Genomic DNA, 18,495 nt, shown 5'->3' with positions numbered 1-18,495 from the left:
CATGAAAACGCTCCGCTCCCATTTCCGAACCGCGACACTGGCGCTATGTGCTGCCGGGCTGTTTGCGTCGCAGGCGGTGGCGATGCCGGTCATTGCCCCCGGTCAGGCCAGCCCGATCGTTCTGGCCGCGTCCGACTGCTATGCGATTGGTCAACAGGTTGCCCAGCAGAATGGCGGAACGCTGGCCAAGGCCTCGCAGTCGACGCGCGGCGGCCAGCCGGTCTGCGTCATCGTCGTGCTGGTGCCCGGCAAGGACGGGCAGCGTCCGCGCCGTTCCGAGATCGTCGTGCCGCAGAACTGACCGGATCTTTCATCTTACGGGCCTCGTTTCCCAGGCCGCCGGAATCGGCCTATATCTGACCCCAACCTTTAATCCGACCCCAACCCTTCGATCTGACCAAGTCTTCAGTCCAAAAAAGCTCTTCAACAGGTATCGATCTCCGCATGCGCGTACTCGTCGTCGAGGATGACAAGGATCTCAACCGCCAGATAGCCGACGCGCTGGTCGATGCCGGCTATGTCGTCGACCGTGCCTTCGACGGCGAGGAAGGCCATTTCCTCGGCGACACCGAGCCTTACGACGCCGTCGTGCTCGACATCGGCCTGCCGCAGATGGACGGCATCAGCGTGGTCGAGCGCTGGCGCCGCGGCGGCCGCAAGATGCCGGTGCTGATCCTGACGGCGCGCGACCGCTGGAGCGACAAGGTTTCCGGCATCGATGCCGGCGCCGACGACTATGTCACCAAGCCGTTCCATATCGAGGAAGTGCTTGCCAGGGTCAGGGCGCTTATCCGCCGGGCCGCCGGCCACGCTTCGTCCGAACTCACCTGCGGGCCGCTGCGTCTCGACACCAAGGCGTCGAAGGCCGATGTCGACGGTGTGCCACTGAAGCTGACCTCGCACGAATTCCGCCTGCTCGCCTACCTGATGCACCACATGGGCGATGTGGTCTCGCGAACCGAACTGGTCGAGCATCTCTACGACCAGGATTTCGACCGCGATTCCAACACCATCGAGGTCTTTGTCGGGCGGCTGCGCAAGAAGATGGGCATCGACATGATCGAAACCGTGCGCGGCATGGGCTACCGCATGCGTGAGCCGGAGGCGTAACTCGGAACCGCTCAAACCAATCGCAAGGACGCCGCTTGCGCTGCGTTTGTGGCCGCGCTCGCTGACGTTCCGCGTCATCGCCTTCTCCACGGTCTGGGCGATCCTGACCCTGGTCGTCATCTTCACCCTGATCACCACGCTGTACCGTCAGGCCAGCGAACGCGGCTTCGACAGCCTGCTTTCGGCGCATCTGTTCAATCTGATCGGCTCCATCGGCATTTCCGATACCGGAGCGCTCACCGGCGCCCCCGACCTCGGCGACCTCCGCTTCTCCGAGCCCAATTCGGGCTGGTACTGGTCGGTGGAACCGGCCTCGGAAGGCGTGCATGGCGACCTCCACTCCTCTTCGATGACCAGGACCATCCCGTCGCCAAGCGTCGCTGAAGTGCCTTTCAATGCCAGCTTCCAGCGCAGCTATTCGGCCGAGGGTATCGACGGCGAGCAACTCGAAGTGTTCGAGAGCGAATTCGTCCTCGACGCCAAGAACCGTGCCGCGCGTTTCCGCGTCATGGGCAACCAGAGCGAACTCGAACAGGAAATCGGAACCTTCCAGCGCCGCCTGCTGACCTATCTCGGCCTGTTCGGCATCGGCATGATCGCCATCAACGCTATCGCTATCCTGCTTGGCCTGCAGCCGCTGCGCCGGGTCAGGAACGCGCTCGCCATGGTGCGCGAGGGCACCGCGCAGCGGCTCGACGGCCGCTTTCCAGCCGAGATCGAACCGTTAGCCAACGAAACCAACGCATTGATCGAAAACAACAAACGCATCGTCGAGCGGTCGCGAACCCAGGTCGGCAATCTCGCCCATTCGCTGAAAACGCCGCTCGCGGTGCTGCTCAACGAGGGCCGCGCGCTCGGCGGCCCAAAGGGGCAGTTGATCGCCGAACAGGCTGCCTCCATGCAGAAGCAGGTCGATCACTACCTGCAGCGTGCTCGCGTCGCGGCGCAGCGCGACAGCGTCGTCTACCGTACACCGGTGGCGCCGCTGGCCCAGCGCATGGTGCGGGTCTTGCAGAAGCTCAATCCGCAGACAAGCCTGTCGCTGACGCTGCCGGCATCCGAGATCGTTTTTGCCGGCGAGCGCGAGGATCTCGAGGAACTGCTCGGCAATCTTCTTGAAAATGCGATGAAATGGGCAAGGAGCGCGGTGTCGGTCTCGGTCGCACCCTTGGTCGGCAAGGATGATCATCTGTTCGAGATCAGCATCGACGATGACGGCCCCGGCATTCCCGAGGACAGAGCGCGCGACGCGCTGAAGCGCGGAAGACGCCTGGACGAGACGAAACCGGGCACAGGTCTGGGGCTTGCCATTGTCGCCGACCTCGTCAACGAGTATGGAGGCGTTCTCGCGCTCGAACGGTCCGGCATGGGCGGATTGAAGGCGGTGGTGCGGTTGCGGAGCCTTCAGTGACGTTTCCCAGCGCCAATCGACACCGATGGACGGCACATGTTATGGCGGCATATCGATTGGTCCCGGAGCGGCCGGCAATGGCCAAATTTCCGACAAATATCAATACTATGGCGACGCCCACTTCTCCGATGACGCGGCCCCAGGCGCATCCATGGCAGGCTCCAACTCAAGAAAACCGGTTGTTGGCATGAAGATTCGCGTCGCGCTTGTTTCCGCATTGCTGGCCGTCTCCGGCTGCACTACCTTGAGCGGCAAGGGCCCCACCGTCGCGCCGACACCGGCCTCGACGCCTCCTTCGGGCGGCAAGGTCACCACCTCGATCATATCCGCGATGGGCGGTGGCCTGATTGGCGGTTCGATCGGCAGCAGTCTCAGCGCAACGGAGAAGCGCAATGCGCTCGAGGCCGAATACAAGGCGCTCGAATATACGACAAGCGGCCAGAAGGTGACGTGGAAAGGCGACCAGGCCTCGCGCTATGGCGAGGTGGTGCCGGCCCAGCCCTATCGCGTCGGTTCACAGGACTGCCGCCAGTACACGCAGACAGTGTTCACCGGCGGAGCCGGCGTCACCGCCCGCGGAACCGCTTGCCGCAACACCGACGGCAGCTGGACGCCGCTGACCTGATATCCCGGTTGGGAGCTAGTCGCTTGACGTCGATCAAGGACGTCAGGAGCGTCCGCCGTCAAAGCGTCGCAGGATGGACATGTTGGCAGGGCAAGTCTCTGCCTTTATTGGAAGAGCCATGCTGTTCTGGGTCATAGCCGCAATCCTGACGCTGGGCGCGAGCCTGGCGGTGCTGTTGCCGTTGGCTGCCGGCTCGAAAGGTGCCGCATCGAGCGGCGACCACGATCTGGAAGTCTATCGCGATCAACTGTCCGAGCTTGACCGCGACGCCGCGCGGGGCCTGATCCAGCCGGCGGAAGCGGCCGAGGCACGCGCCGAGATCGCGCGCCGCATCCTGCGCCTCGACAATGCGGATCCGGCCGGCAAGGCATCGGCCAGGCTGGCGTCGGCCATGTCAAGACTTGTCGCGACCGTCGCGGTGCTGGCGGTGCCGTTGGTCAGCTGGGGGCTTTACAGCCAGCTCGGTTCGCCCGACCTGCCGTCACAGCCGCTCAGCGAGCGGTTGGCCAAGAACCCGGCCGACAGCTCGGTCGACGAGTTGGTCGCGCGGGCGGAAGCTCACCTTGCCGCCAATCCTTCCGACGGCCGGGGGTGGGATGTGCTGGCCCCGGTCTATCTACGCATGCAGCGCTTCTCCGACGCGGCCGCCGCCTACCGCAACGCCATTCGTCTCGACGGCAACAGTGCCGTCCGTCAGGCCGGCCTTGGTGAGGCGATCGCCGGTGCGGCAGGCGGCATTGTTTCGGCCGATGCCCAGGATGCCTTCGAGGCGGCGCTGAAACTCGATCCGGCCAATGCGAAGGCCAGTTTCTATCTGGCGGTGGCGTTGGCGCAGGAGGGGCGAACCAAGGAAGCGGTTGCCTCCTGGCAGGCGATGCTCGGCACGCTGCCGCCGGGTTCACCGTGGCGCGGCGCCATCGAGCAGGCATTGGCCAAATCCGGCAACCCCGAAGTCGCTTCCGGCGCGGCCGCGAAAGGGCCCGATGCCGCCGATGTCGACGCCGCGTCCTCCATGTCGCTGCAGGACCGCGAAGCCATGATCAACACCATGGTCGCGGGTCTCGACGACAAACTGCGGCAAAATCCGCGTGACGCGGAAGGATGGATGCGGCTCGTTCGTTCCTACGTTGTGCTGGGCAAGGCCGATGAGGCGCGCGATGCTCTTCATCGCGCCATTGCCGTTTTTGGGGCCGACAGTGACGAAGCGAAGAAATTCACCACCTTTGCCGCCTCGCTCGGCCTGGCGGCGACGGAGTAGAGCATGACGCGCAAGCAGAAACGATTGTCGGTCATCGTGGGCGGACTGGCTTTCCTGGGCGCCGCCACCGGACTGACCTTCTACGCGCTCGGTCAGAAGGCGTCCTATTTCTACATGCCGGCCGATCTGGCCACAGCCAGCGTCCAGCCCGGACAGCGCATCAGGCTGGGAGGGCTGGTCGAGAAGGGCACCATCGAGCGCGGGCAGGGCGCGACCGTCGCCTTTTCGGTCACAGACACGCATAAATCGGTCAAGGTCACTTACACCGGCATCCTGCCGGACCTTTTCCGCGAAGAACAGGGCGTCATCACCGAGGGCACCTTCGGCCCGGACGGCGTCTTTGTCGCCGACAGCGTGCTGGCCAAGCACGACGAGCGCTACATGCCCAAGGAAGTGGCCGACGGCCTGAAGGCCAAGGGCGTCTGGCAGGAGAGCAAGAGTGAATAGCTCTGGCAGGAGAGCAACGGTGAATTACAGGTACAGTCATGGTTGAGACCGGACATTTCGCCCTGGTCCTGGCATTCGCGCTTTCGCTGGTGCAGACGATCGTGCCGCTGTTTGGCGCGCGCCTGAACAACCAGCGCCTGATGGCTGTCGGTGGCCCGGTCGCGGTGACCGGTTTTGCGTTGACGGCACTGTCTTTCGTCGCGCTGGCCAGCGCTTATGCGAATTCCGACTTCTCGGTGGCGAGCGTCTGGGAAAACTCGCATTCGTTGCAGCCGCTGATCTACAAGATCACCGGAACCTGGGGCAACCACGAAGGCTCGATGCTGCTCTGGGTGCTGATCCTGACCTTTTTCGGCGCGCTTGTCGCCGCTTTCGGCTCCAACCTGCCGGCAACGCTGCGGGCCAATGTCCTGGCCGTGCAGGGCGCCATCGGCGCTACCTTCTTCCTGTTCATCCTGGCGACGTCCAATCCGTTCATCCGGCTCAATCCGGCGCCGATCGAGGGCCGCGATCTCAACCCGGTCCTGCAGGATCTCGGCCTCGCCATTCACCCGCCGCTGCTCTATCTCGGTTACGTCGGTTTCTCGATCTGCTTTTCCTTCTCGGTCGCGGCCCTCATCGAAGGTCGTATCGATGCCTCCTGGGCGCGCTGGGTGCGGCCATGGACGCTGGTCGCCTGGATGTTCCTGACTGGCGGCATCGCCATGGGATCGTACTGGGCCTACTACGAACTCGGCTGGGGCGGCTTCTGGTTCTGGGATCCGGTCGAGAACGCCTCCTTCATGCCGTGGCTGGCAGGCACCGCGCTGCTCCATTCGGCCATCGTCATGGAAAAGCGTTCGGCCTTGAAGATCTGGACGCTGCTGCTTGCCATCCTCACCTTCTCGCTGTCGCTGCTCGGCACCTTCCTGGTGCGCTCGGGCGTCCTGACCTCCGTCCATGCCTTCGCCACCGATCCGACGCGCGGCATCTTCATCCTGTGCATATTGACGCTGTTCATCGGCGGCTCGCTGTCGCTGTTTGCGTTGCGCGCCTCGAAGCTGACGGCCGGCGGCCTGTTCCATCCGATTTCGCGCGAAGGCGCGCTCGTCCTCAACAATCTGTTCCTGACGACGGCGACCGCCACCGTGCTCGTTGGCACCCTCTATCCGCTGGTGGTCGAAGCCTTTTCCTCGGACAAGATTTCGGTCGGAGCACCATTCTTCAACCTGACCTTCGCGCCACTGATGGTACCCCTGCTGGTGATGGTTCCCTTTGGGCCGCTGCTAGCCTGGAAACGCGGCGATGTCTTCGCGGTCGCGCAGCGCCTGATGGTGGCATTCGCGGGTGCCCTCCTGACGGCACTGGTCACCACTCTGTTCATCGACGGCGCTTCGGTATTGGCGGCCATTGGGGTCGGACTTGCCGTCTGGCTGATCCTTGGTGCGCTCACCGACATCGCCGTCAAGGCGGGGTTCGGCAATGTCACGACGGGGAACATGGTCCGGCGCCTGCTTGGCTTGCCGCGCTCGGTCTTCGGCACGGCTTTCGCCCATCTCGGCCTTGGCCTGACCACGCTGGGCATTGTCGGCACGCTTTGCTTCGGTACCGAGAAAATCCTGTCGATGCATGCCGGCGAGACGGTGGAATTGTCCGGCCACACGCTGCGTTTCGTCGGGCTCTATCCGGCCCAGGGCCCCAACTACAGCGAAGATCGCGGCCGCTTCGAGCTGATCGGTGTCAGCGGCAGTCCCATCGGCGAAATCAGCTCGGCCAAGCGCTTCTTTCCGGTGCGGCAGACGACGACGACGGAATCCGGCATCAAGACCCTTGGTCTTTCCCAGCTCTACATTTCGCTCGGTGACGAAGGCAAGGATGGCTCCGTCGTGGTGCGCTTGTGGTGGAAGCCGCTGGTGACGCTGATCTGGGGCGGCGGCCTGATGATGATGGCGGGCGCGGCCATGTCGCTGATGGACAGGCGCTTGCGGGTCGGAGCACCCTCGCGGCGCCGCAAGACGGCGGTGGCGCCAGCGGGCCTGCCATGAAGACAAGGTTCTCGCTGACGTCGATTGTCCTGCTGCTGGCGCTGCTCTTCGCCGGTGCGGCGCAAGCGGTGAAGCCTGACGAGATGCTGGCCGATCCGGCGCTGGAGGCGCGAGCCCGGGCGCTGTCGGAAGGCCTGCGCTGCATGGTCTGCCAGAACCAGTCGATCGACGAATCCGATGCCGATCTGGCCCGCGACCTGCGCATCCTGGTGCGCCAGCGCCTCGTCGCCGGCGATACCGACCAGCAGGTGATGGACTATGTGGTTTCGCGCTATGGCGAGTTCGTGCTTTTGAAGCCGCGCTTCGACCTGCGCAACGCGCTGCTTTGGGGCACGCCCGTCATTCTGCTTCTGGCAGGCGGCATCTTTATCGCCTTCAACGCCCGTTCGCGCCGGCAACTGGCGACAAAATCCCTCTCCGCCGATGAACAGGCGGCGCTGGACGCGATCCTGCGCCGGGACTAACTGCGAAATAGCGTGAAGGGTGGGGTCTTCCGACAGACAGGTCGGCCGCCAACATTACCAAAGTTTCATGCGTCGGAAATGGCGTTGTAATGTGCGCCGTTCTAATTCTCCTTTCCTGAGGATGCGATCAAGGCGCGTCCCTTTGAAAAGAGGATAAGAGATCCATGAATATTGCCCCCAATTCATACTCCCGCACCCGCAAGCGTCTCTTGGCTGCCGCCGCGTCCGTCGCGGTTGCCGGTGCGATCGGCGTAGGCGCGCTGACCAGCGGAACCAGCCCCGTCCTGGCCGACGCGGTGCGCGTGGAAGCGCCGCAGGTTCCAAGCTTCGCCGATGTCGTGGAGCGCGTTTCCCCAGCCGTCGTCAGCGTCAAGGTCAAGGCCAAGATCCAGCCGACCGCCGATGACGGCTCCGACGATCAGGACGGTCTCGACAATCTTCCCAACAATCCGCAGCTGCGCCGCTTCTTCAAGGAATTCCGAGGCTTTGGCGACCAAGGCGGTCAAAACGACGAAGGTCACCGTCGCTTCGGTCACCGCGACCGCAACAACGGCCAGCCGCGCCCAGTGGCGCAGGGTTCCGGCTTCTTCATTTCCGAAGACGGCTACCTCGTCACCAACAATCACGTCGTCGAAGAGGGCACCGCCTTCACGGTTGTGACCAATGACGGCAAGGAGCTCGACGCCAAGCTGGTCGGCACCGATCCGCGCACCGATCTCGCCGTGCTCAAGGTCGACGGTGGCGGCAAATTCACCTATGTCGATTTCGCCGATGATTCGAAGGTTCGTGTCGGCGACTGGGTCGTGGCCGTCGGCAATCCGTTCGGTCTCGGTGGCACCGTCACCGCCGGCATCGTGTCGGCTCGCGGCCGTGACATCGGCGCTGGCCCCTATGACGATTTCCTTCAGATCGATGCCTCGGTCAACCGCGGCAATTCGGGTGGCCCGACCTTCAATCTCAACGGCCAAGTGGTCGGCATCAACACGGCGATCTTCTCGCCGTCGGGCGGCAGCGTCGGCATCGCCTTCGACATCCCGGCCTCGACCGCCAGGCAGGTTGTTGGCGACCTGATGAAGAACGGTGCCGTGCAGCGCGGCTGGCTCGGTGTCGAAATTCAGCCGGTCACCTCGGACATCGCCGAATCGCTCGGCCTGAAGTCCAACAACGGGGCCTTGGTGTCCAGCGCCCAGGACGACGGCCCGGGCAAGAAGGCCGGCATCACCGCTGGCGACGTGATCACCCAGGTCGACGGCAAGGACGTTGCGTCGCCAAAGGAACTCGCCCGCCTGATCGGCGCCTATTCGCCGGGCAAGCCGGTCGACGTCACCGTCTGGCGCGATGGCAAGAGCCAGACGGTCAAGGTCGATCTCGGCAAGCTGCCCGCCAGCGACAAGCAGGCCTCGAACGACCAGCAACAGCAGCCCGCGGCTCCGGCAAAGCCCGACACGCTGGCCGATCTCGGCCTCACCGTCACCAAGTCCGAAAACGGCAAGGGTCTCGTGGTGACCGACGTCGATCCCGACAGCGATGCCGCCGATCGCGGCATCCAGCCGGGCGACGTCATCACCGCGGTCAACTCGACCGAAGTCAACGGCACCGAGGACGTCACCAAGGCGATGACCGAAGCGGTGAAGTCCGGACGCAAGGCCGTGCTGATGCAGATCACGCGTGACGACAACAACCGCTTCGTCGCCTTGCCGGTCGCCAAGGGCTGAAACGACTTTTCCGATGCGGCGGTGTCAAACACCCCCGAACCGCCGCATGGGGAAGCATGGAGCCGGGTACGTTAGTCAGTCATCGTGCTCTCCTCCAGCGGCAGCGGGCCTCCCATCGCCCGCTGCCGCACATCTTACAGGCTGTCCAGAAGCGCTCCCTGCGGCCCGGTGCGGGGACATGCCGTGACCGCGGTATAGCGACATGCGCTAAAACAGGCATGTCCACGATGAAGACACCAGGGAACAAGATTTTATCGCGCACGCTCGGGATCATCTTGATCGCGATGCGCTTTGGCAAAGGCTAGAATGCAGATGCCTGCTACTCAACCTTCCAGCGAAATCGCGTATAACGGGCCTATGAAGATTCTCGTCATAGAAGATGATCGCGAGGCCGCGGATTATCTGCAGAAAGCCTTCAACGAGGCTGGTCATACCGCGCATGTCGCCGGCGACGGCGAGACCGGCTTCGCGCTTGCCGATACCGGCGACTACGACGTGATGGTTATCGACCGGATGATGCCGCGCCGTGACGGCCTGTCGGTGATTGCCGGCCTTCGCTCGAGGGGCAACACCACGCCGGTGCTGATCCTCTCGGCGCTGGGTGAGGTCGACGACCGGGTCACCGGTCTGCGCGCCGGCGGCGACGATTATCTGACCAAGCCTTATGCCTTCTCCGAACTTCTGGCCCGCGTCGAGGTGTTGAATCGCCGGGCCAGTGCCAAGGAGGCCGAAACCGTCTACCGGGTGGGCGACCTCGAACTCGACAGGCTGTCGCATTCGGTGCGCCGCGCGGCGCGCGAGATCACGCTGCAGCCGCGCGAATTCCGGCTGCTCGAATATCTGATGCGCCATGCCGGCCAGGTGGTGACGCGCACCATGCTGCTCGAAAACGTCTGGGATTATCATTTCGATCCGCAGACCAATGTCATCGACGTCCACGTCTCGCGGCTGCGCGGCAAGATCGAGAAGGGCTTCGACAAGCCCATCCTGCATACGGTTCGCGGCGCAGGCTACATGCTGAAGAGCGGCTAGAGTATGATCCCGAAAAGTGGGCACCGGTTTTCTCGGACGAACGGTTTCCGTTTGTCTAGAGATCATGCTCCAACAAAGAGCTGGATCAGCATGACGGCTCTACCAAACATCATGCTGATCTAGGCGACGGCATGGCCTTATCCGTGCCAGCCATCATGAAGACGACGGCAGCGCGGCTTTCGGCGCTCTATCTTCTTTTGTTCGCGATCTGCGCCGTGTCGCTCGTCTTCTACATGACCTCGCTGTCGGCACGCATGCTGACCGCGCAGACGCAGGAGACCATCAACGACGAAGTGCTCGGTCTCGCCCGTGCCTATCAGCGTGGTGGTCTGCCGGTGCTGGTCCGTGTGGTCGAGGCGCGCTCGCGCCAGCCTGGCGCCAATCTCTACCTGATCGCCGATGCCAACGGCCAGATCCTGACTGGCAATGTGCAGAGCCTGGAGCCGGGCGTGATCGAGGCCGAGGGCTGGACGACCGAGCCGTTCTCCTACAAGCGCTTCGGCGAAGGCGAGCTTGATCGCCTGCGCAGCGGAACGTCCGACCAGACGACATCTCCTTCAACCGGCGAGAACGCGGCGCCGGCCGAGGGCGAGAAGGGTCACAACGCCATTGCGCTGGTGCTGCGGCTGCCGAACCAGATGATCATGCTGGTCGGCCGCGATCTTGGCGAGCCGGAGCGCTTTCGCGCCGTCATCCGCCGTGCCCTGACGCTGGCGCTCGGCATGATGGGCCTGGGCGGCATCCTGATCTGGTTCTTTGTCGGCCGTGCGGCGCTGAAGCGCATCGACGGCGTTTCGGAAGCGAGCCGTCGCATCATGGGCGGTGATCTTTCCGGCCGGCTGCCGGTGACCGGCGCCGGAGACGAGTTCGACCGGCTTTCGGAAAACCTCAACGCCATGCTGGCCAGGATCGCAACGCTCAACGAAGGCCTGAAGCAGGTTTCCGACAACATCGCGCATGATTTGAAGACGCCGCTGACCCGACTGCGCAACCGGGCCGAGGCGATACTTTCCGGCAAGCACAAGCCCGCCGATTACCGCCAGGCTCTCGAGGGCACCATTGCCGAGTCCGACCAATTGATAAAGACCTTCAACGCCATACTGATGATCTCGCGGCTGGAGGCCGGGTATTCGTCTGAGCATACTGCTCGCGTCGATCTGGCGGCAACCGTGCGCGACGTGGTCGAACTCTACGAGCCGGTGGCGGAAGAGGCTGGCGTCTCGCTGGAAGCCGAGGTCAACGGCGCTTTTATCGTCGACGGCAACCGCGAGCTGATCGGTCAGGCGCTGTCCAACATCGTCGACAATGCGATCAAGTATTCGACGGATTCCACGTCCAAACCGGCGGTCCGTGTGACGCTCGCGCGCACGAATGGCGAGATCAGGCTCACCGTCGCCGACAACGGCCAGGGCATCCCGGACGATGCCGATCGTGCCCGGGCGACCGAACGTTTCGTGCGGCTGGAGAAGAGCCGTTCACAACCGGGTTCCGGCCTTGGCCTCAGCCTCGCCAAGGCCGTCATGACTTTCCACTACGGTCGGCTTGACCTGTTGCCCGGCAATCCGGGACTATCCGTGGTCATGAGTTTCCCCACACGCGAGGATCACTGATGGCGGCCGTTGCCAAGCGCAGCAAGACCGACTGGCTGCTGAGGCCCGAGGTCGCGCTTGTTCCTCTTGACGCAAGCCGGGCGCGGCAGGAATTGGCCGAGATCGCGGCAGCGGCACGCGAGGAAGGCCTGACACGGCTGGCCAAGTTCCTGGCCGGCAAGGGGAGGGGTCAGGATTTCCTGGCCGCCGTCTTCGACCTCTCGCCATTCCTGCGCGATACGGCGCGGCGCCGGCCCCGGATCCTGGACAGTCTTTTCGACCAGCCGGTGGAGGCTCGTCTGAAAGCGATTACCGCTGCGATAGACAAGGCGTCGCTGGCGGAGGCGGTCTCGGAATCCGGCCTGATGATGGAGTTGCGCCAGTGCAAGGCCGAGGCGCATTTCCTGATCGCGCTCGCCGATCTCGCCGGCGAGGCCGAAACGTCGCTGACGGTGCGGCGGCTGAGCGACCTTGCCGATGCCTGCACCCGTGCGGCGGTCGACTTCCTGCTGCGTGACGCCCATGGCCAGGGCAAGCTCAGGCTGCCGGACCTCGGCGACCCGTCGCGGCAGTCGGGCTGGATCCTGCTCGGCATGGGCAAGCTTGGCGCGCACGAGCTGAATTTCTCTTCCGACATCGATCTCGTCGTGTTCTTCGACCCGGAAGTCCCTGCCGTCGTCGATCCCCTCGACGCCACCGAGCTGTTTTCGCGCCTGACGCGCCGGCTGATGCGCATCTTGCAGGACCGCACCGAGCACGGTTATGTCTTCCGAACCGATCTGAGGTTGCGTCCCGATCCCGGTTCGACGCCGCTGGCGATCCCGGTCGAAGCCGCGCTGCGCTACTACGAAGCGCGCGGCCAGAACTGGGAGCGTGCCGCCATGATCAAGGCGCGTCCGGTGGCCGGCGATCTGGCCGCGGGCGCCGCCTTCCTCAAGGAGCTCCAGCCTTATATCTGGCGCAAATACATGGACTACGCCGCGATTGCCGATGTCCATTCCATCAAGCGCCAGATCCACGCCCATAAGGGACATGGCGAGATCGCCGTGAAGGGCCACAACGTCAAGCTCGGCCGCGGCGGCATCCGCGAGATCGAGTTCTTCGTCCAGACACAGCAGCTCATCGCCGGCGGCCGCTTCCCGGAACTGCGCGGCCGCGAGACCGTGCCGATGCTCGGCCAGCTCGCGGCGCGCGGCTGGATCACCACCGAGGCGCGCGACGCGCTTGCCCGCCAGTACTGGTTCCTGCGCCGTGTCGAACACGCCATCCAGATGGTGGCCGACGAGCAGACGCACACGTTGCCGGAAGACGATGAGGGGCTGGAGCGCATTGCCCGCATGCTGGGCTTTGCCGATGCGGCAATCTTCGCCGGGGCGTTTCGTGCCTCGCTGCAACAGGTCGAGCGCCACTATGCGGCGCTCTTTGAAACGGCACCCGAGCTTTCGGCGGGCATCGGCAATCTGGTCTTCACCGGCGACGTCGACGACCCAGACACATTGCAGACCTTGCATGGTCTCGGCTTCCAGCGGCCGAGCGACATTTGCCGTGTCATTCGTGGCTGGCATTTCGGCCGCTATCGCGTCACCCAGTCGGCGGAGGCGCGCGAGCGCCTGACGGAGTTGACGCCGGCCCTGCTCAAGGCGTTCGGCCAGACACGGCGGGCGGACGAAGCCTTGATCCGTTTCGATGAATTCCTTGCCGGACTGCCGGCCGGCATCCAGCTGTTCTCCCTGTTGCAGTCGAACCCGGCGCTGCTCAAGCTGATGGCCACGATCATGGGCGCCGCACCCCGGCTGGCCGCTATCATCACGCGCCGGCCCCATGTCTTCGACGGCCTGCTTGATCCAGCCCTTCTCAACGAATTGCCGGACCGTGCCTATCTCTCAGGCCGGCTGTCAGCCTTTATCGAAGGCGACAGGGCCTACGAGGACGTGCTCGACCGCCTGCGCATCTTCGCCTCGGAGCAGAAATTCCTGATCGGCGTGCGCCTGCTCGCCGGCTCGATCGATCCGGCTCGCGCCGGCCGCGCGTTTTCCGACCTGGCCGACCTCACCATCGAGGCCGCGCTACGGGCGGTGATGGCCGAATTCGCAGGGCGTCACGGCATGATTGCCGGCGGCGTGGTTTCGCTGCTGGGCATGGGCAAGCTTGGCAGCCGCGAATTGACGGCCGGGTCGGATGTCGACCTCATCCTGCTCTACGACCACGATGCGGACGCCGAGGATTCCGACGGGGAAAAGCCGCTGGCGCCTTCGCATTATTACACCCGCATGACGCAGCGGCTGATTTCGGCCGTATCGGCTCCGACGGCGGAAGGCGTGCTCTACGAACTCGACCTGCGCTTGCGCCCGTCCGGCAACAAGGGACCGGTGGCCACCCATATCGACGCCTTCAAGAAGTACCAGCGACAGGAGGCCTGGACCTGGGAGCACATGGCACTGGCGCGGGCCCGTGCCATCGCCGGCGATGCCGGGCTCTGCGCCGAGGTCGAGGCGGAAGTCGCGGCGGTGCTGGGCCAGCCGCGCGATGCGGCAAAGGTGAAGGCCGAGGCCTCGGACATGCGGGCCATGATCGAGAAGGAAAAGCCGCCGCGCGACCTGTGGGACATCAAGCTTATTCCCGGAGGACTGATCGATCTCGAATTCATCGCCCAGGTGGCAGTCATTACGAGGCAGGTCGAGACCGGGCCGCGTGTGACTGGTACGGCCGAGATACTGTCCCGCCTGGCCCCTCGCTTTGCCGATTCCGGGGTGAGGCAGGAGCTTTGCGAAGCCTACGGCCTCTATCTGGCGCTGACCCAGATGACGCGGCTGTGCCTCACCGGAGCGTTTGAGCGCGACGACGTTCCGCCGGGGCTTTCGGATCTGCTTCTGGCGGTCACCGATCTGCCGGATTTCAGTGTGCTGGAGGCACATCTCAAGGAGACATCGCAGAAGGTCAGGCGGGACTTTGACCTTTTGCTTCGTGCCGGGCGACCATGAAATAGCCGGCCGCATCGGGGGTGACGATGCAACAGGAGAAGACCCATGAGAAAGTCAACCAAGCTTGCCCTTGCCTTCGCAGCGCTCGCCGGCGCCACCGCATACGCTGAAAACAACGCCAGCGCAAAAGTGCGCGAGGACACGATGATGCGCCTCGACAAGGCGATGGGCGATTCGGGCGGGGCTATCACCTTCGACCAGTTTTCCGACGCCATGAACGCGCGGCTGAAGAAGCTGGTTGCCGACAATGGCGGCACGCTGACCGTCGCCCAGCTCGCCGACGCGCTGGAGAAGGCGCGCTTCCAGCGGATGGCCAAGCGCATCATCGCCCGCTACGACAGCAAGGGCGACGGCACGCTAACATCCGACGATATCGCCAGCCGTGAGAAGAAGGTCTGCGCCATGCTCGGGTCACTTTGGCCGCGACCGTCAGTGGGATGACGACAGTGGCATGCAGTAGTGATGTGCGCGAGTGGTGGCGTCTCTCTGGCGGCGCAACCCGCCAGAGAGACCGGAAATCGAAAACGGCCTGCAGTTTACTCCGTTCGCTGTATCCGGTTGAGGGTGCGGCTCTTGTGGGCCGCCAAAATCCGGTCGCGCAAGTAGGCGTAGAAACGTGGCGGCAGCATGCCGTAGTCGAAGCGGGATGGCTTGCTTCGCGGGATCGGCCTGAGATCGGGACCGGGCCAGAGGAAATCATTGGTTTCGGTCACGACGATCCATGACGGTGCATCATCAAGTCCAAGATGAGTTTTGAGCGTCGCCGGTATCTCTACTGCATCGGCAGAATCAAATGGCGGCGAGTGCGTGATCGGAACCACCGTTACAACCTCGCGCCCCTCCACGACCTGGCGGGCGGCGACGATTGCGCAGGGTCGGCCCTTGCGGCCTTCTTCGGCTCCCGTTTCATGTTCCTTTGCCCAAAGGTATGAATAGCAAATCACCAAACCCGGTATAGGCTTTGGCAGGCTCACGGTGTCCAGTCTTTGAGCATTGCGTCGAGCCCGGCATATTGGTTCGGGACGGCGCTTTCGGCGATGGCGTTCAGCGTCTCATCGTCCAGTTCCTCGATTGGACGGGCGACCCGTCCCTTGACCAGAACCTCGAACATCGCTGCCGACAGAAGCACCGTGTGGGTGCGGCCATTCTTGGTGATCGCGACCGGCGCACGCTGGGCGGCGTCCTGGAAACGTCCGACATTCTGTTGGAATTCCGTTGAAGTCACTCGCACGACAAATCCTCTATTTCTTATCTAAAGTAGATAAAATAGATAATTTGTCAAGGATTTCCGCTCTCGCCTGCGGGCATCGAGGCGAGGGCCGGGATCGGCTTGGGAGGTAGCGAAATCTTCAAGCGGCGACCTTGACCGCCGGCGTCGCCTTCTTCACCGGTATGCGCACCGACACGATCGTGCCGACACCTTCGGTCGAACGGATTTTCAGTGCGCCGCCCTGGAGCTCGGCCAGCGAACGCGAGATGGCGAGGCCGAGGCCGGATCCGGCATGGTTCTTGGAGAACTGGTTCTGCACCTGTTCGAAGGGCCGCCCGAGCTTGCCGAGCGCCTCCTTCGGGATGCCGCAGCCATTGTCCTCGATCGTCAGCACCAGCGCGCCCGATGTGTTGCGGGCCCTGACCGATATGTGACCGCCCTGGCCGGTGAATTTCACCGCGTTGGACAGGAGGTTGATGACGATCTGCTTGATCGCCCGGCGATCGGCGAACAGTGTCAGCGCGTCGGCGATGCGCGTTTCCACGGTTATCGCCTTTTGCGCGGCTTGCAGCGAGACGACGCGCACCGTCTCGCTGATCAGCGGGCCAAGGTCGATCTGCTCCTGGTCCAGCGAGAACTGGCCGGCCTCGATCTTGGACATGTCGAGAATATCGTTGATGACGCCCAGCAGGTATTTGCCGCTGCTGTTGATGTCGGTGGCATATTCCTCATAGCGCGACGAACCCAGCGGGCCGAACAGTCCTTGTTCCATCAGTTCGGAGAAGCCGATGATGGCGTTCAGCGGTGTGCGCAGTTCGTGCGACATGTTGGCCAGGAACTCGGATTTGGCCCGGTTCGCCGCTTCGGCGCGCTCGGTTTCCTTCATGTACTTGCGGTTGAGGTCGACCAGTTCGCGCGACCGTTCCTCTTCGGCCCGGCGGGCAAGGCTCAAATCATGGATGGTCGCCATCAGCCGGCGCTCGCTGTCGACCAGCTTCTCCTGGTGCAACTTGATCTGAGTGATGTCCGAGCCGACAGAGACGATGCCGCCATCCCTGGTCTTCAGCTCGTTGACCTGCAGCCAGCGGCCGTCGGACAGCTGCCGCTCGAAAGTGGCGCCGCCTTGAGGACCATTGGTGTTGGCGAGCCGGCGCTCTGAAGCAAAGGCCAGCATCCGCTCTTCCAGCGACACCCGCGTCACACCGGGCATCACGTCGCGATCCGAGAGCCCATTGTCCTGCTGGTATTTGGAGTTGCACATGATCAGGCGCTGGGCCGAATCCCACAGCACGAAGGATTCGTTGATGTTCTCGATCGCGGTCCTGAGGCGAAGATCGGCTGCCTCCGAACGCAGCGCCAGATGGCGCTGCTCGGTGACGTCGACGGCGATGCCGATCAGCTGGATCTCCGGCGCTTCCGGATCCATGACTTGTGCGCGGGCGCGCATCCACACCCATTGGCCATCGGCATGCCGCATCCGGAACACCTGGTCGATGTGGTCGATTTCACGCGCGACAATTCTGTTGGCGAGCTCGAACAGGTCTCCGTCCTCGGGATGGATGATCTCGTCGACCTCGCCGAAGGACAGCATCGTCTCGCAAGGCTCGTAGCCGAGCATGTCGTACATCGAACGTGACCAGTACATCTTGCCGCGCACCATGTCCCAGTCCCACAGGCCGCAGCGGCCGCGCACCAGCGCCATGTCGATGCGCTGATGCGCTTCGAGGTAGATGCGGTCGGCTGCCTGGGCGCGCGCCGCCTGCCCGAAATAGGCATAGAGGATGATGATCAGCACGCCGGCGGTCAGCACGAACAGGGTGACGTTCAGCGAGACTGTCTTGCGCCAGGTGTCGAAGACGGCTTCCTGCGGAACCAACGCCGCCGCGGCCCCTTTCCCGTTCTTGGCCACGCTTACCGCCGCGTACCAGTCTTGCCCGCCGATGCTGACCTCCATGACCCCGGCGCGGTCGCCGAACATGAACAGCGGCTGGCCGCCCTCGACGAGGCCGTCGAGCGAGTGGCCCTGCCATGGCGTCGAGCGCGGCGATACCGCGGTGATCTTGAAGGCGCCGTCGGTGATGACGAGCACATGGCTGCGGCCCATCGCGCCCTGGCGGCTGGTGGTCTCCAGCAGGTCCTGGATGGCGCCTGGCTGCGTATCGGTGACGGTGGCGAGCGAACTGGCCAGTTGGCCGGCCGCCAGGGTCAGGATCGCCTTGGCGTCGCGCTCGACATCGTCGCGTTCGTTCATCAGCGACAGCACGCGCAGCGCCGCGATGACGATCAGGAAGATGACGATGAGGGCCGGTATCGACCGGCGCAGCAAGGGTTCGGCAGCCAGAAGCCGCTTGTAGGCTGGTTCGGCGATGAGCCGCGTATTCCCGGCAAGGCCGTCGCTTCGCGTCTCACGACGCGCAAAAGCCATCCCTCCGGGCGCGCCCCACGCGTCCGCCTTCGCCATAAATGGCACTCCCCGATTTCAGTATGCCCGACTCTACAGGCTTGACGATCCGGCAACGCCGCACTTCCGAATCGTCATTAAAGAATCAAAGGTGATTCGCCTTGTCCAGTGCTCCGGCGAAAAAAGATTAAAAATCGACTAAAATAATGCCGAAGCGGCCGATCTCCC

At 63.8% G+C, this 18,495-nt stretch carries 16 protein-coding genes; 13 read left to right on the top strand and 3 right to left on the bottom strand.

Features of this window, described 5'->3' with window-relative positions:
• The first annotated feature begins 1 nt into the window (after window position 1).
• From MESOP_RS26580 to MESOP_RS26520, 13 genes are all read left to right on the top strand, one after another.
• Entirely contained in the window at window positions 2-301 is a 300-nt protein-coding gene (locus MESOP_RS26580; RefSeq protein ID WP_013896434.1) for a hypothetical protein, read from the top strand.
• Window positions 302-444: 143 nt separating this feature from the next.
• Window positions 445-1,110: a response regulator transcription factor gene (locus tag MESOP_RS26575; RefSeq protein WP_013896433.1), complete on the top strand. Its 666-nt coding sequence runs from the start codon at window positions 445-447 to the stop codon at window positions 1,108-1,110.
• Window positions 1,094-2,521, top strand: a complete 1,428-nt coding sequence (locus MESOP_RS26570; RefSeq protein WP_013896432.1) for an ATP-binding protein — start codon at window positions 1,094-1,096, stop codon at window positions 2,519-2,521. The genes MESOP_RS26575 and MESOP_RS26570 overlap by 17 nt, the downstream gene beginning before the upstream one ends.
• Window positions 2,522-2,708: 187 nt before the next feature.
• Window positions 2,709-3,146 (top strand): hypothetical protein, encoded by a 438-nt coding sequence (locus MESOP_RS26565; RefSeq protein ID WP_041165023.1) that lies wholly within the window; start codon window positions 2,709-2,711, stop codon window positions 3,144-3,146.
• Between the two features lie 118 nt (window positions 3,147-3,264).
• Window positions 3,265-4,404: a c-type cytochrome biogenesis protein CcmI gene (gene ccmI, locus MESOP_RS26560; protein ID WP_041164342.1), complete on the top strand. Its 1,140-nt coding sequence runs from the start codon at window positions 3,265-3,267 to the stop codon at window positions 4,402-4,404.
• Between the two features lie 3 nt (window positions 4,405-4,407).
• Window positions 4,408-4,851, top strand: coding sequence for a cytochrome c maturation protein CcmE (gene ccmE / locus MESOP_RS26555; RefSeq protein WP_013896429.1), 444 nt, complete (start codon window positions 4,408-4,410; stop codon window positions 4,849-4,851).
• Between the two features lie 38 nt (window positions 4,852-4,889).
• A complete protein-coding gene (locus MESOP_RS26550) occupies window positions 4,890-6,875 on the top strand; it encodes a heme lyase CcmF/NrfE family subunit (RefSeq protein WP_013896428.1) in 1,986 nt (661 codons plus the stop codon).
• Window positions 6,872-7,339, top strand: coding sequence for a cytochrome c-type biogenesis protein (locus MESOP_RS26545; RefSeq protein ID WP_013896427.1), 468 nt, complete (start codon window positions 6,872-6,874; stop codon window positions 7,337-7,339). The genes MESOP_RS26550 and MESOP_RS26545 overlap by 4 nt, the downstream gene beginning before the upstream one ends.
• A gap of 164 nt (window positions 7,340-7,503) precedes the next feature.
• Complete coding sequence (locus MESOP_RS26540; RefSeq protein WP_013896426.1) at window positions 7,504-9,054, top strand: Do family serine endopeptidase; 1,551 nt, start codon at window positions 7,504-7,506, stop codon at window positions 9,052-9,054.
• A gap of 357 nt (window positions 9,055-9,411) precedes the next feature.
• Entirely contained in the window at window positions 9,412-10,086 is a 675-nt protein-coding gene (locus MESOP_RS26535; protein WP_041164341.1) for a response regulator transcription factor, read from the top strand.
• 131 nt (window positions 10,087-10,217) lie between these two features.
• On the top strand, window positions 10,218-11,696 hold the full coding sequence (locus MESOP_RS26530) for a sensor histidine kinase (RefSeq protein WP_013896424.1): 1,479 nt from the start codon (window positions 10,218-10,220) through the stop codon (window positions 11,694-11,696).
• The gene (locus MESOP_RS26525) at window positions 11,696-14,656 is read left to right on the top strand and encodes a bifunctional [glutamine synthetase] adenylyltransferase/[glutamine synthetase]-adenylyl-L-tyrosine phosphorylase (RefSeq protein ID WP_013896423.1); all 2,961 of its coding nucleotides are present in this window, start codon (window positions 11,696-11,698) and stop codon (window positions 14,654-14,656) included. Before MESOP_RS26530 ends, MESOP_RS26525 begins: the two co-directional genes overlap by 1 nt.
• A 45-nt stretch (window positions 14,657-14,701) precedes the next feature.
• Complete coding sequence (locus tag MESOP_RS26520; protein WP_013896422.1) at window positions 14,702-15,097, top strand: penta-EF hand family protein; 396 nt, start codon at window positions 14,702-14,704, stop codon at window positions 15,095-15,097.
• A 95-nt stretch (window positions 15,098-15,192) separates the two neighbouring features.
• Here the strand turns inward: MESOP_RS26520 and MESOP_RS26515 are convergent, their stop codons facing one another.
• The 3 genes from MESOP_RS26515 to MESOP_RS26505 form a co-directional block, all read right to left on the bottom strand.
• Entirely contained in the window at window positions 15,193-15,630 is a 438-nt protein-coding gene (locus MESOP_RS26515) for a type II toxin-antitoxin system PemK/MazF family toxin (protein ID WP_013896421.1), read from the bottom strand.
• A complete protein-coding gene (locus MESOP_RS26510; RefSeq protein WP_224728940.1) occupies window positions 15,627-15,881 on the bottom strand; it encodes a type II toxin-antitoxin system Phd/YefM family antitoxin in 255 nt (84 codons plus the stop codon). Before MESOP_RS26510 ends, MESOP_RS26515 begins: the two co-directional genes overlap by 4 nt.
• A gap of 124 nt (window positions 15,882-16,005) precedes the next feature.
• Window positions 16,006-18,327, bottom strand: a complete 2,322-nt coding sequence (locus tag MESOP_RS26505; protein WP_013896419.1) for a PAS domain-containing sensor histidine kinase — start codon at window positions 18,325-18,327, stop codon at window positions 16,006-16,008.
• Window positions 18,328-18,495: the final 168 nt, after the last annotated feature.

It is taken from the genome of Mesorhizobium opportunistum WSM2075 (assembly GCF_000176035.2).
Classification (GTDB): Bacteria; Pseudomonadota; Alphaproteobacteria; order Rhizobiales; family Rhizobiaceae; genus Mesorhizobium; species Mesorhizobium opportunistum.
Note: the sequence above shows the minus strand (reverse complement) of the source record. Positions and strands in the feature narration are given on the sequence as shown.